The organism is Noviherbaspirillum sp., assembly GCF_035654295.1.
Lineage (GTDB): Bacteria > Pseudomonadota > Gammaproteobacteria > Burkholderiales > Burkholderiaceae_D > Noviherbaspirillum.
This window is the reverse complement of sequence record NZ_DASRXF010000008.1, coordinates 1-10,930: the sequence shown is the minus strand read 5'-3', so window position 1 is coordinate 10,930 and position 10,930 is coordinate 1. Positions and strand designations below refer to the sequence as shown.

At 62.7% G+C, this 10,930-nt stretch carries 14 protein-coding genes and 1 pseudogene; 2 read left to right on the top strand and 13 right to left on the bottom strand.

Translation table 11 applies throughout. The features are described from left to right. A pseudogene (locus VFF99_RS00770) lies at positions 1-291 on the bottom strand (bifunctional diguanylate cyclase/phosphodiesterase); the annotation flags it as partial. 269 nt (positions 292-560) lie between these two features. On the opposite strand from VFF99_RS00770, the gene VFF99_RS00765 reads away from it, so the two are divergent. After that, complete coding sequence (locus tag VFF99_RS00765) at positions 561-1,046, top strand: SRPBCC family protein (protein ID WP_325014068.1); 486 nt, start codon at positions 561-563, stop codon at positions 1,044-1,046. A gap of 44 nt (positions 1,047-1,090) precedes the next feature. Here VFF99_RS00765 and VFF99_RS00760 read toward each other — a convergent pair whose 3' ends face one another. The 7 genes from VFF99_RS00760 to rpsP all read right to left on the bottom strand — a co-directional run bounded on the left by VFF99_RS00760 (position 1,091) and on the right by rpsP (position 5,645). Then, positions 1,091-1,432 carry a DUF3579 domain-containing protein gene (locus tag VFF99_RS00760; protein ID WP_325014066.1) on the bottom strand — a complete coding sequence of 114 codons (342 nt, stop codon included), beginning with the start codon at positions 1,430-1,432 and terminating at the stop codon, positions 1,091-1,093. Between the two features lie 308 nt (positions 1,433-1,740). After that, a complete protein-coding gene (locus VFF99_RS00755) occupies positions 1,741-2,697 on the bottom strand; it encodes a CobD/CbiB family protein (RefSeq protein ID WP_325014064.1) in 957 nt (318 codons plus the stop codon). A gap of 68 nt (positions 2,698-2,765) precedes the next feature. After that, a complete protein-coding gene (locus VFF99_RS00750) occupies positions 2,766-3,434 on the bottom strand; it encodes a CoA pyrophosphatase (protein WP_325014063.1) in 669 nt (222 codons plus the stop codon). Positions 3,435-3,559: 125 nt separating this feature from the next. Then, complete coding sequence (rplS, locus tag VFF99_RS00745) at positions 3,560-3,946, bottom strand: 50S ribosomal protein L19 (RefSeq protein WP_325014061.1); 387 nt, start codon at positions 3,944-3,946, stop codon at positions 3,560-3,562. 101 nt (positions 3,947-4,047) lie between these two features. Next, the gene (gene trmD / locus VFF99_RS00740; protein ID WP_325014059.1) at positions 4,048-4,800 is read right to left on the bottom strand and encodes a tRNA (guanosine(37)-N1)-methyltransferase TrmD; all 753 of its coding nucleotides are present in this window, start codon (positions 4,798-4,800) and stop codon (positions 4,048-4,050) included. Positions 4,801-4,823: 23 nt separating this feature from the next. Continuing rightward, entirely contained in the window at positions 4,824-5,351 is a 528-nt protein-coding gene (rimM, locus tag VFF99_RS00735; protein ID WP_325014057.1) for a ribosome maturation factor RimM, read from the bottom strand. Between the two features lie 42 nt (positions 5,352-5,393). Then, positions 5,394-5,645, bottom strand: coding sequence for a 30S ribosomal protein S16 (gene rpsP / locus VFF99_RS00730; RefSeq protein ID WP_325014055.1), 252 nt, complete (start codon positions 5,643-5,645; stop codon positions 5,394-5,396). A gap of 197 nt (positions 5,646-5,842) precedes the next feature. Here rpsP and VFF99_RS00725 point away from each other — a divergent pair, with 197 nt between their 5' ends. Continuing rightward, a complete protein-coding gene (locus VFF99_RS00725) occupies positions 5,843-6,193 on the top strand; it encodes an NINE protein (RefSeq protein ID WP_325014054.1) in 351 nt (116 codons plus the stop codon). On the opposite strand, the gene VFF99_RS00720 is transcribed toward VFF99_RS00725, so the two are convergent. The 5 genes from VFF99_RS00720 to VFF99_RS00700 all read right to left on the bottom strand — a co-directional run bounded on the left by VFF99_RS00720 (position 6,164) and on the right by VFF99_RS00700 (position 10,899). Further along, a complete protein-coding gene (locus VFF99_RS00720) occupies positions 6,164-6,427 on the bottom strand; it encodes a DUF1059 domain-containing protein (protein ID WP_325014052.1) in 264 nt (87 codons plus the stop codon). The genes VFF99_RS00725 and VFF99_RS00720 overlap by 30 nt on opposite strands. A 143-nt stretch (positions 6,428-6,570) precedes the next feature. Continuing rightward, on the bottom strand, positions 6,571-7,008 hold the full coding sequence (locus tag VFF99_RS00715; protein WP_325014050.1) for a DUF4864 domain-containing protein: 438 nt from the start codon (positions 7,006-7,008) through the stop codon (positions 6,571-6,573). A 153-nt stretch (positions 7,009-7,161) separates the two neighbouring features. Then, complete coding sequence (locus tag VFF99_RS00710; protein ID WP_325014048.1) at positions 7,162-8,955, bottom strand: acyl-CoA dehydrogenase; 1,794 nt, start codon at positions 8,953-8,955, stop codon at positions 7,162-7,164. Between the two features lie 149 nt (positions 8,956-9,104). Beyond that, the gene (locus tag VFF99_RS00705) at positions 9,105-10,034 is read right to left on the bottom strand and encodes an electron transfer flavoprotein subunit alpha/FixB family protein (protein WP_325014047.1); all 930 of its coding nucleotides are present in this window, start codon (positions 10,032-10,034) and stop codon (positions 9,105-9,107) included. Between the two features lie 115 nt (positions 10,035-10,149). Next, positions 10,150-10,899 (bottom strand): electron transfer flavoprotein subunit beta/FixA family protein, encoded by a 750-nt coding sequence (locus tag VFF99_RS00700; RefSeq protein WP_325014045.1) that lies wholly within the window; start codon positions 10,897-10,899, stop codon positions 10,150-10,152. Between the last annotated feature and the right edge of the window lie 31 nt (positions 10,900-10,930).

Sequence of the window (10,930 nt, the reverse complement as noted above, 5' to 3'; positions counted from 1 at the left end):
GTAAGGGTGCCGCTGCAGCAGTGGCTCGGTAAAGATGCGGAACTGCTCTCGGCTGACCGGCTCGACGGTCGCGAAGAACTGGTTGAGTATCTTCAGAAGCTGGACCGTCTGGGTCAGCTGCTGTTGCAGCGTGACGGTACGGACATTGGCGCGCTGCTGGAAATCGAGGTCGACCTTGTCATGCTCCAGCCGGCGCAAGCCGACAAACACCGCGGTCGTGCAGACAAGCCCCAGCACCATCGCGACGACTGCGGCGGCGGAAAGGTTCAGGGGCAAGCGACTTCGCGGCATGAGTGCTCCGGTGTGTACTTCCAGTGAAACAAGTCGCTCGGCAAGATGGCATGCCTTTGCCAAGGGGATCGTGCAAATCCTGCATAGGGTAGCGCATTTATTGCCTTCGGGAAAGAGTGAACGCTTGTTCCGCTCCCCGCCCGGTCAGGCGCTGACGCAGGTGTGGCTGTGTATCAACAGGCGGTTCGGAAGGCGGGGTCGATGCAGTTCAAAACGCCGCTCGAAACCCGTCCTATAGTGCAAATCAAGACCATCGACAGTGGCAAATCATGGAATACCGGCTTCTCACGCTCTGGCACTTCGCGGCCCCGCGCCGGCCGGTGTTCGACGCCGTATTTGACTCCTTGCAGTGGCCCGCATGGTGGCCGGGCGCGGAGCAGGTCGAACACCTTGCCGAAGGGGATGCAGACGGCATCGGCGCCGTGCGGCGCTATGTATGGAAGGGCCGGCTCCCTTACCGGCTGTGTTTCGTGGCGCGCACCACGCAGATCGAGACGCCGCGCGTCCTTGCAGCGGAGGTCGACGGGGATCTCGCGGGTTCGGGGCGCTGGACCTTTTCCCACGAAGCCGGCATCACGACGGTGCGTTACGAATGGCGGGTGCGTACGACGCGGGTGTGGATGAACGCGCTTGCCCCGCTCACCAGCGGAATCTTTGCGCGCAACCACCATGCCACCATGCAGCAGGGCGGCGAAGGCTTGGCGCGCCGCCTTGGCGCGCGCCTGGTGGATGCGTTTTACGGCGAGTTGCCCTAGCGGGAAGAGTTGCTGGAAAAACGGTGATGCGGCCGTCTGGGCTATCAGGCCTTTTTCTCGGCCGGCTCCGGCAGCAGGCAGGCGTCGACGATCTGCAGGTCGTTGTCCTTCGCAAAGTTCAGGACAAAGTGATAGGCCAAGGGCTCGATATCCCGCAAGGCCTCGTTCACCACAACCGATTTGACCCCGCCCAGCACCGTCGGCCGGACATAGGGGGAGTACCTGAGATGAGCGCCAGGTCCGCGCACGCCGTCCGGCCGGAAGCAGGACATCACCCCGCACAGGCGTTCAGCCCAGTCGCTGGGGCGGAACTGCCTGCCGTCGCTGGTGAGACCCTGGATGAAGAACTCGCGCGCAACGGTCTTCGGTGTGCTGGAATCGGCCATGTGTTCGGCTTCTTTCAAAAAGCGGTACTACTGCTTCCGGGGCCGCTGCGTGCATGTCCGTGCTTGTTCGTGCATGCGAAGCGGCTGTCTCGGCCTGGAACCATTATGCGGCGCCAAGCTTTCATTATTCTTGCATATTATATCTTATAGAAGACTTGAAGTGAAACAACATCTCGCAATGTGAAAAATGACAATATTGCGAAATGGTTTAGACCCTGGTGCAGGCGGTCCTGTGAGTACAGGATAGACGCCGTCCGGCGTTGCACCACCGGACGGACGACATGCAGAAAGGAAAGCGGAACCGGCGGTCAGCCGAGCCAGACGGCAAACGAGAGCAGGAGAAGGAGCAGCATCCACAGCAGCAAGGCGCGCCAGACGAGCCCGACGGTGCTCTGCAAGGCACGCACGGTGGCCTCTTCCCCCGGTGGCGTTTCCACATCGACAGCGGCCGCGTCGACAGTGGTCGCATCGGCAAGCCGCAGGTCGGCGGCATTCTCGCGGGCACTGCCAAGGCGCAAGCCCATCGCCCCGCCCCCGGCGCACAGGATGATGCCGATCGCTTCGTCTTGCCAGCGGTGCGCGAAATTGCGCCAGGCATAGATGGCATCTTCAAAGTTGCCGACTACGGCAAAGGCGATCGCGGTCAGGCGCGCGGGGACCCAGTCGATCCAGTAGAACGCCTTCCTGGCAAAGCGCCCGAACGGCTCGTTGCGCAGGTGCTCCGGTTCGTTCCAGGCGCGGGCGAGGAATTCGGCGACACGATAAAGAATGGCGCCCGCAGGGCCGAAAGGCATGGCGAACCAGAAGAAGACGCCGAACACGTTCCGATGGGTTGTGACCAGCGCCTTCTCGACAGCAACGCGCGAGATCTCGCTGACGTTCATGCCGCTCGTATCCTGCTTCGTCCATTCGGCCAGCAGGCCGCGCGCGGCGGCTTCGTCGCCGCTGTTGAGCGCGAGCTGGATGGAGGTGAAATAGTGGCTGTAATGGCGGAAACCGAGGGTCAGGTAGACCACGAGGACGTTCCACGCCAGCGCGAGCAAGGGGCTGATCTTCGCGCACAGCCAGTACACGGCCAGCGTCGGCACCAGCAGCACCAGCATGGTGACGATCCACGCCAGCCGCCCATGCCCCTCCTGGCCCGCATTGAAGGTGGCTTCCGTGCGCGCCGCCAGTTGCTTGATTGCCGCATACACCGGATTATCGGCCCGCAGCGGCTTCAGTTGCTCGAACAGCAGTGCGAAGAGAATGGAGAGAAAGGTCATCGGGTTGTGTGTTCAATCACTCAGCCGTAACGATAACGCAGTGCAAGGCCGGAATCAAACCGCGGCGTTCAGGCGCGCAGGAAATGAAACAGGTTGCGCAGCATGCCGGCGGTGGCGCCCCAGATGAAGAAACGGTCATACGGCATGGCGTAGAAGGTGCGGCGGCCGAATTCCGGCATGTCGATACTGCGGCGCTGGTGGTTGGCGCCGTCGAGCAGGAAGGCAAGCGGCACCTCAAAGATTTCCGCGACCTCGAACGGGTCTGCGCGCAGGTCGAAGGGCGGCTGCACGAGGGCCACGACGGGCGTCACACGGAAACCGGTGCCGGTGAGGTAGTCGGGCAGCGTGCCGAGCACGTCGATATGCCGCCGGTGCAGGCCGACCTCTTCCTCGGTTTCGCGCAGGGCGGTTTCGATGGGAGAGGTGTCGATCTCGTCCACCCGTCCGCCCGGCAGGCTGATCTGTCCGGCATGGTCGTTGAGGTGGGCGGTGCGCTGGGTAAGGAGCAAGGTCATTCCGTCGTCGCGCACGACGATGGGCATCAGCACGGATGCCGGGGTCGGCTCGCCCGGCTGCCGGCGCATCAGTTTTTCCTCGAAGCCCTCGGGCTCCCAGGCGGGCGGGTTGGCGAAGCGTTCGCGCAACCAGGATTCGTTCAGCCGCTCCTGTGCGACCGCGGGCTCGCCCGCAAGGGATTCAACGGGAAGCGCTTCGGGGTCGAATAGCAGTTTGGACAAAACGTGTTCCTTGGTGATGCGAATGCCAGTACGGATTCTAGCGTGATTGCGCGACCGGCTCATGACACGTCGCAGAAATGAAAAAGGGCACCACCGGTGCCCTTTTCGCCTGGCGCAATCCGCAATTACTCTGCAGCCTGCTCCGCAACGACGCGGCGGGCCGGCAGCTTTTCCTTGATGCGCGCCGACTTGCCGGAACGCTCACGCAGGTAGTACAGCTTCGCACGGCGCACGTCGCCGCGACGCTTGACTTCGATCGAAGCGATCAGCGGGGAGTACAGCTGGAAGGTACGCTCCACGCCTTCACCGGACGAAATCTTGCGCACGATGAAGTTGGAGTTCAGGCCGCGGTTACGGCGTGCGATGACGACGCCTTCGTAAGCCTGTGCACGCTTGCGGGTGCCTTCAACCACGTTGACGTTGACGACGACGGTGTCACCCGGTGCGAAGTCGGGGATGTTTTTGCCCAGGCGGGCGATTTCTTCTTGCTCGAGTTTCTGGATCAAGTCCATGTTCAGCTCCTTAAGCCATCTTGCCGGCGCTTGACAAAGTGTATGCCCGGTAGAGGATGGGGTTTTACAAATACGGGTTGCCCCGCGCGCTACTACAATTTCTACAACTTCAAACTGCTCAAAAACTTTTCGTCCGCCCGTGTCAGCAATCCCGCCTCGCGGGCTTTCGCCACCAGGTCGGGCCGCTTTCTGGCGGTCGCCAGCAGCGCCTGTTCGCGCCGCCACTTTTCAATCTCCGCATGGTGCCCGCCCAGCAGGACCGGCGGCACCGCCACGCCTTCGTACACTTCCGGCCGCGTGTAGTGCGGGCAATCGAGCAAGCCGTTCACGAAACTGTCTTCGACTGCCGACACGTCATCGTTCAGCACACCCGGCAGTTGCCGGATCACGGCGTCCATCAGCGCCATCGCGGGCAGCTCGCCGCCCGACAGCACGAAATCGCCGAGGCTGATTTCTTCGTCCACACAGCGGTCCAGCAAGCGCTGGTCCACCGCTTCGTACCGGCCGCACAGCAGCACCAGGCCCGGCTCGGCCGTCAGCTGCATCACGCGTTGGTGCGTCAGCTGCCGGCCTTGCGGCGACAGGTACACCACGCGCGGCTGCGGCAGGCCCTGCCCCGACTGGCGCGCCTTTGCCGCACCGATCGCAGCTTCCAGCGGCTTGGCCATCATCACCATGCCGGGACCGCCGCCGTAAGGCCGGTCGTCGATGGTGCGATAGTTGTCGGTCGTGAAATCGCGCGGATTCCAGAGCGACAGGCTGCACTTCTTTTGTTCGAACGCACGCCGGGTGATCCCCGACTGCGTGATCGCGGTGAACATGTCGGGAAAGAGCGTGACCACATCAAACTGCATCTCGACTCATCCCCAAAACCGGGCTAGAAATCCAGCCCCCAATCCACCGTAATTTTCTTCCCTGCCTGGTCGACCGTCTTGACGAACTGGTCGACGAAGGGGATCAGCCACTCTTTCGGCTTCTGGTCTGCCGACACGGCCGGCGCAACGACGCGCAGAATCGGATGCGCGCCATTGTCCATCATGTCTGCAACCGTGCCGAAGACTTCACCCTGCAGGTTTTCAACTGGCAGGCCGATCAGGTCGACCCAGTAATACTCATCGTCGTCAAGCGGCGGGAAATGGCTGCGCCGGATCTGCACGGCGGCGCCCTTGAGGGCCTCGGCTGCATCGCGGTCCGCCACGCCCATCAACTGGGCGACGACGTCTTCGCCGTGCACTTTCGCCTGCATCATGTCGACATCGCGCAGGACAGGCTTGTCCAGCCACCACGTCTTCGCATGCAGCATCGCATCCGCGTCTGCGGAATAGGGCCTGATCCTGACCCAGCCCTTGATGCCATAGGCGCCGGTCACATGACCGACCAGCACCAGATCTTCAGGGATTTGCACCCCCGACACCGTCTTGACTGACAAATTAAGCGACTTCCTTGATTAAGCAGCGGCCTTGCCGGCTTGCTTGACCAGGCGTGCAACCGTCGGGGACAGTTGTGCGCCAACGCCTTGCCAGTGGGCCAGGCGGTCCGCGGCGATGCGGAAGCCTTCATCCTTGCCTTCGGCAACCGGGTTGTAGAAACCGAGACGCTCGATGAAACGGCCGTCGCGGCGATTACGCGAGTCGGTGGCAACGATGTTGTAGAAGGGGCGCTTCTTGGCGCCGGCGCGGGAAAGACGAATAACGACCATAATGTGCTTCCAAAAATTGTTCGAAGGCGGAAAAAGCCGGGAATTATAGCCTGTTTTTCGCGCGAGCTGCAAGTTTGGTAAGGCAGCAACTAAGTCAAATTGCGCTGCGCGCCTTCGTCATGCACACTACGCCCCCGGAAATCGCAGGTTTCCACCCTGCTCGAACATTTCAGAAACACAATTTTTTCAAGTCACGAATGACCGCCAGCCACAAAAACAAGACACTCGCCACCTTCCTTGCCGCCATTTTCGGCGGGCTGGGATTCCATCGGTTTTATCTTTACGGCAAGAAGGACGTCTGGGCTTGGGCCCATGTCGCCCTCTTCCCCCTGTCCGTGTTCGCCGGTTTCATCGAGGCGCTGGTCATCGGCCTCACGCCGGACGAGAAATGGGACGATGCCCACAACCAGGCCTCGGGACGGAAATCAGCCTCCGGCTGGCCGCTGGCAGTCCTGCTGGTGCTGACCTTCGCGGGCGGGGCGGTCGCGGTGATCGCAGCGATCGCCCGCACCTTCGACTTACTGTTTACTGGCGGCGCCTACGGTTGATCCCGCCGTGCCTTTCGCCCACGCATGGCTGAGCGGATGCTCGATCGGCGGCGTCCCCTCCCTGAAGATCTGCTTGAGCTGCTGGCGCAGTTCCGGCGAATCCTGATGCTGGTGCACGGAAACCGCATGCTGTACGGCGGCTTCCATGAGTTCCTGCTCGCTGTCCGCGCTCAGTGCAACCGAACAGTTGATGTCGCTGGGAAATTCGCGACAGTCGATGTATTTGCGGGTCATGATCCTGCCTCCTCGAATGGAGTAAGTGGACGTCCGTGCGGCCTTGCGCCGCACTATGACGTTATAAGTTCGAGGAGGGAGCCCTACAAGGCGAGCACGCGCTGCGCAAGGGCCCATGCGCGCGACTATTGATCCAGATCGAATCAGATGGAAACGCTGGTCGTCTCCAGCAGCTGGCAGCCGTCGATCCGCCAGGCGCTGTCCTCGCCCTGCTGCATCCAGAACACGGCGAGCCACACCCGGCTGTTGCCGTCGGTGACGCGCACGATCTGGATGGCATCACCGTTGACGACTTCCGGTCTGGAGAAAATCACGCGCTGGTAGCGGTAGATCGGGTTGTACTCTTCCTTGATCAGTCGCAGGAAGTTGTCCGCGCTGCCGATCAGCATGCGCTTCTCGGGCGTGGCCAGTTCGAATGCGCTGACCGCGTCGTCGTTCGATAGCGCCTCGAGCTGCGACTGCACCACCTCATTGATCGCTATCACGTCTGCGGTGGTGATATCGTCGATCGCCCACGCACTGCTCCACCACGGTGCAACAAGGCCGGCCAGCAGGCCTGCCGTTGCCAGTAACCGTTTCATGATCGCCTCCGACCAGAAACAAAAGGGTTGTCAAATTCAGTATACGGCAGATTGAAAAAAGTGCTGAGAGTTCACCAGAGAGCAAAAAAATAAGGCAGCCCGGCCTGCGCCGGACTGCCTTTCACGCTTTCGAACTTTAAGACCGGGTTCGCGTCAGAACTGGTCTTCTGCCAGCGCCATCACGCCGGCGCTGCCTTCGACGATGGCCGTGCGATAGCCGGACGCCTGCGACAGGATGTGGTCCGCGAAGAAGCGCGCGGTGCCGATCTTCGCCTGATAAAACTTCGCATCGCCCTCGCCTGCCTGCAGCTTGCGCTCCGCCACCAGCGCGGCGCGCGCCATCTGCCAGCCGCCCAGGACCACGCCCGCCAGCCTCAAGTAAGTAACGCTGCCGGCAAACACGCCCTTGATGTCGGACTTCATGTTATTGACGACGAAGTTGACCACGTCTTCCAGCGCCTTGGAGCCGATCGCAAGTTGCGCGCGGATCGCTGCGAGATCCGGCGAGGACGACGCGGACAGCTCTTCTTCCGTCCTGCGCACCTGGGCCAGGATGGCCTTCGCGGTGGCGCCGGCGTCGCGTGCGGTCTTGCGGCCGACGAGGTCGTTGGCCTGGATGGCGGTCGTGCCCTCGTAGATCGGGAGGATGCGGGCATCACGGTAGTACTGTGCCGCGCCGGTTTCCTCGATGAAGCCCATGCCGCCGTGCACCTGCACGCCGTTGGAGGCGACATCGATCGACATTTCGGTCGACCAGCCCTTGACGACGGGCACCATGTATTCGTAGAACGCCTGGTTGGTCTTGCGCACGGCGTCGTCGGCATGGTGGTGTGCAGCGTCATACGCGGCCGCGGTGACGTAGGCCAGTGCGCGTGCCGCTTCGGTGTGCGCGCGCATGGACATCAGCATGCGGCGGACATCCGGGTGATGGATGATGGCGACCGGGCCTGCGGAACCTGCGAGGTCGCGCGACTGCAGGCGATCGCGCGCATAGGCGACCGCCTTCTGGTACGCGCGCTCGGCCACGCCGATGCCCTGCATGCCCACGGCAAAGCGTGCGGCATTCATCATGATGAACATGTATTCGAGACCGCGGTTCTCTTCGCCGACCAGGGTGCCGATCGCACCGCCATGGTCGCCGAACTGCAGCACCGCCGTCGGGCTGGCCTTGATGCCGAGCTTGTGCTCGATCGAGACGCAGTGCACATCGTTGCGCTCGCCGAGGGAGCCGTCCTTGTTGACCAGGAATTTCGGCACGACGAACAGCGAAATGCCCTTCACGCCTTCCGGTGCATTCGGGGTGCGTGCCAGCACGAGGTGGACGATGTTCTCGGCCATGTCGTGCTCGCCATAGGTGATGAAGATCTTGGTGCCGAAGATCTTGTAGGTGCCGTCGCCCTGCGGCTCGGCACGCGAGCGCACCAGCGCGAGGTCGGAACCGGCCTGCGGCTCGGTCAGGTTCATCGTGCCGGTCCACTTGCCGGAGATGAGGTTGGCCAGGTAGGTGTTCTTGAGCTCGTCGGAACCGGCAGTCAGCAGCGCCTCGATCGCGCCGTCGGTGAGCAGCGGGCAGAGAGCGAACGACAGGTTGGCGGAGTTGAGCATCTCGATGCACGGCGTCGCCACCAGTTTCGGCAAGCCCTGGCCGCCGAATTCGGACGGATGCTGGACACCCTGCCAGCCAGCTTCGCCGAAGGCCTTGAAGGCTTCCTTGAAGCCCTTGGTCGTGGTGACCTTGTTGCCGTCGTGCCAGTAGCTCGGCTCCTTGTCGCCGGCGACGTTGAGGGGCGCGACCACCTCGCCGCAGAACTTGGCGTTTTCTTCCAGGACCGCTTCAACGGTTTCCGGGCTGGCATCTTCACAGCCAGGCAAGGCATTCACTTGGGACAGGCCGGCGAGTTCGTTCATCACGAACAGCATGTCCTTCAACGGGGCGACGTAGCTCATCTGAGACTCCATGAAAAATGGCAGGACTGCGGGGAATTATTGCGAAACCGGGAGAAAAATCCTGTCAGTTCCGCGACAAACCCGGCAAGCCCTGCCCGGTATGCGTGAATATTTTGTTGGGCGCCCGTTGCGGGCGCCCACGTCCCCGATCAGCCGAGCTCGGAAACCAGCTGCGGCACGACTTCGAACAGGTCGCCCACGATGCCGTAGTCAGCCACGGAGAAGATCGGTGCTTCCGGATCCTTGTTGATGGCCACGATGGTCTTCGAATCCTTCATGCCTGCCAGGTGCTGGATCGCGCCGGAGATGCCGACGGCGATGTACAGCTGCGGCGCGACGATCTTGCCGGTCTGGCCGACCTGCCAGTCGTTCGGCACGAAGCCGGCGTCGACCGCGGCGCGCGATGCGCCCATCGCTGCGCCCAGCTTGTCGGCCAGCGGTTCCAGGATCTTGAAGTTGTCGCCCGAGCCCATGCCGCGGCCGCCGGAAACGATCACCTTGGCGGCGGTCAGTTCCGGACGGTCGGACTTGGCCAGTTCGCGCGACACGAACGCCGACTTGCCCGAGTCAGCCACAGCGGAAAGCGTTTCCACCGCAGCATTGCCGCCAGCAGGCGCGGCGTCGAAGCCGGTGGTACGCACGGTGATCACCTTCACGTTGTCGGTCGACTGCACGGTGGCGATCGCGTTGCCGGCATAGATCGGGCGCTCGAAGGTGTCGGCGGAGACGACCTTGGTGATTTCAGATACCTGGCCGACGTCCAGCTTGGCGGCCACGCGCGGCAGGATGTTCTTGCCGTAGGCGGTGGCCGGCGCCAGGATGTGCGAGTAGTTGCCGGCGATGGCCAGCGCCTGCTCGGCGACGTTCTCGGCCAGGCCGTCGGCGAAGTGCGCGGCATCGGCCAGCAGCACCTTGGACACGCCGGCGATCTTGGAGACGGCTTCGGCGGCGGCGCCGGCATTGTGGCCGGCAACCAGGACGTGGACGTCGCCGCCGCACTGGGCGGCAGCGGTGATGGTGTTGAGGGTGCTTCCCTTCAGGGAGGCGTTGTCGTGTTCGGCGATGACGAGTGCGGTCATGATGGAATCCTGTGTATTTGGGCGCTCGGTGGGTTTCGCTGCGCTCTACCCACCCTACGATTCTCTATAGAGGACTGTAGGGTGGGTGGAGCGAAGCTAAACCCACCATGACGTATTAGATGACTTTGGCTTCGTTCTTGAGCTTGTCGACCAGCGTGGCCACGTCCGGCACCTTGATGCCGGCGGAGCGCTTGGGCGGCTCGGTGACCTTCAGGGTCTTCACGCGCGGGTTCACGTCCACGCCGAGGTCGGCCGGCTTGACGGTTTCCAGCGGCTTCTTCTTGGCCTTCATGATGTTGGGCAGAGTGACGTAGCGCGGCTCGTTCAGGCGCAGGTCGGTGGTTACCACCGCCGGCAGTGCCAGGGAAACGGTTTCCAGGCCGCCGTCCACTTCGCGGGTCACGACCGCCTTGTCACCTTCGATGCTGACCTTGGAGGCGAAGGTCGCCTGCGGCCAGCCCAGCAGGGCGGCCAGCATCTGGCCGGTCTGGTTGCAGTCGTCGTCAATTGCCTGCTTGCCGAGGATGATCAGCTGCGGCTGTTCCTTGTCGGCCACGGCCTTGAGCAGCTTGGCCACGGCCAGCGGCTGCAGCTCGGCATCGGTCTCGACCAGCACGCCGCGGTCGGCGCCGATCGCCATCGCGGTGCGCAGGGTTTCCTGGCACTGCGTCACGCCGGCCGATACCGCCACGATCTCGGTGACCTTGCCGCCTTCCTTGAGGCGGGTGGCTTCCTCGACCGCGATTTCATCGAACGGGTTCATCGACATCTTGACGTTGGCGATGTCCACACCGCTGCCGTCGGACTTGACGCGGACCTTCACGTTGAAGTCCACCACGCGTTTGACAGGTACCAAGACTTTCATAGCTTTGCCTTTGTAAGAAACAATTGACGTT

Bases quoted from the DNA above. Each gene is read 5' to 3' on its own strand.
- VFF99_RS00705 (WP_325014047.1), bottom strand. From the start codon at position 10,034: ATGACCGCACTCGTCATCGCCGAACACGACAACGCCTCCCTGAAGGGA.
- VFF99_RS00715 (WP_325014050.1), bottom strand. From the start codon at position 7,008: ATGAAACGGTTACTGGCAACGGCAGGCCTGCTGGCCGGCCTTGTTGCA.
- VFF99_RS00760 (WP_325014066.1), bottom strand. From the start codon at position 1,432: ATGGCCGATTCCAGCACACCGAAGACCGTTGCGCGCGAGTTCTTCATC.
- rplS (WP_325014061.1), bottom strand. From the start codon at position 3,946: ATGGACTTGATCCAGAAACTCGAGCAAGAAGAAATCGCCCGCCTGGGC.
- VFF99_RS00755 (WP_325014064.1), bottom strand. From the start codon at position 2,697: ATGACCTTTCTCTCCATTCTCTTCGCACTGCTGTTCGAGCAACTGAAG.
- VFF99_RS00700 (WP_325014045.1), bottom strand. From the start codon at position 10,899: ATGAAAGTCTTGGTACCTGTCAAACGCGTGGTGGACTTCAACGTGAAG.
- VFF99_RS00720 (WP_325014052.1), bottom strand. From the start codon at position 6,427: ATGACCCGCAAATACATCGACTGTCGCGAATTTCCCAGCGACATCAAC.
- VFF99_RS00765 (WP_325014068.1), top strand. From the start codon at position 561: ATGGAATACCGGCTTCTCACGCTCTGGCACTTCGCGGCCCCGCGCCGG.
- rpsP (WP_325014055.1), bottom strand. From the start codon at position 5,645: ATGGTCGTTATTCGTCTTTCCCGCGCCGGCGCCAAGAAGCGCCCCTTC.
- VFF99_RS00710 (WP_325014048.1), bottom strand. From the start codon at position 8,955: ATGAGCTACGTCGCCCCGTTGAAGGACATGCTGTTCGTGATGAACGAA.
- VFF99_RS00725 (WP_325014054.1), top strand. From the start codon at position 5,843: ATGACCGCCAGCCACAAAAACAAGACACTCGCCACCTTCCTTGCCGCC.
- trmD (WP_325014059.1), bottom strand. From the start codon at position 4,800: ATGCAGTTTGATGTGGTCACGCTCTTTCCCGACATGTTCACCGCGATC.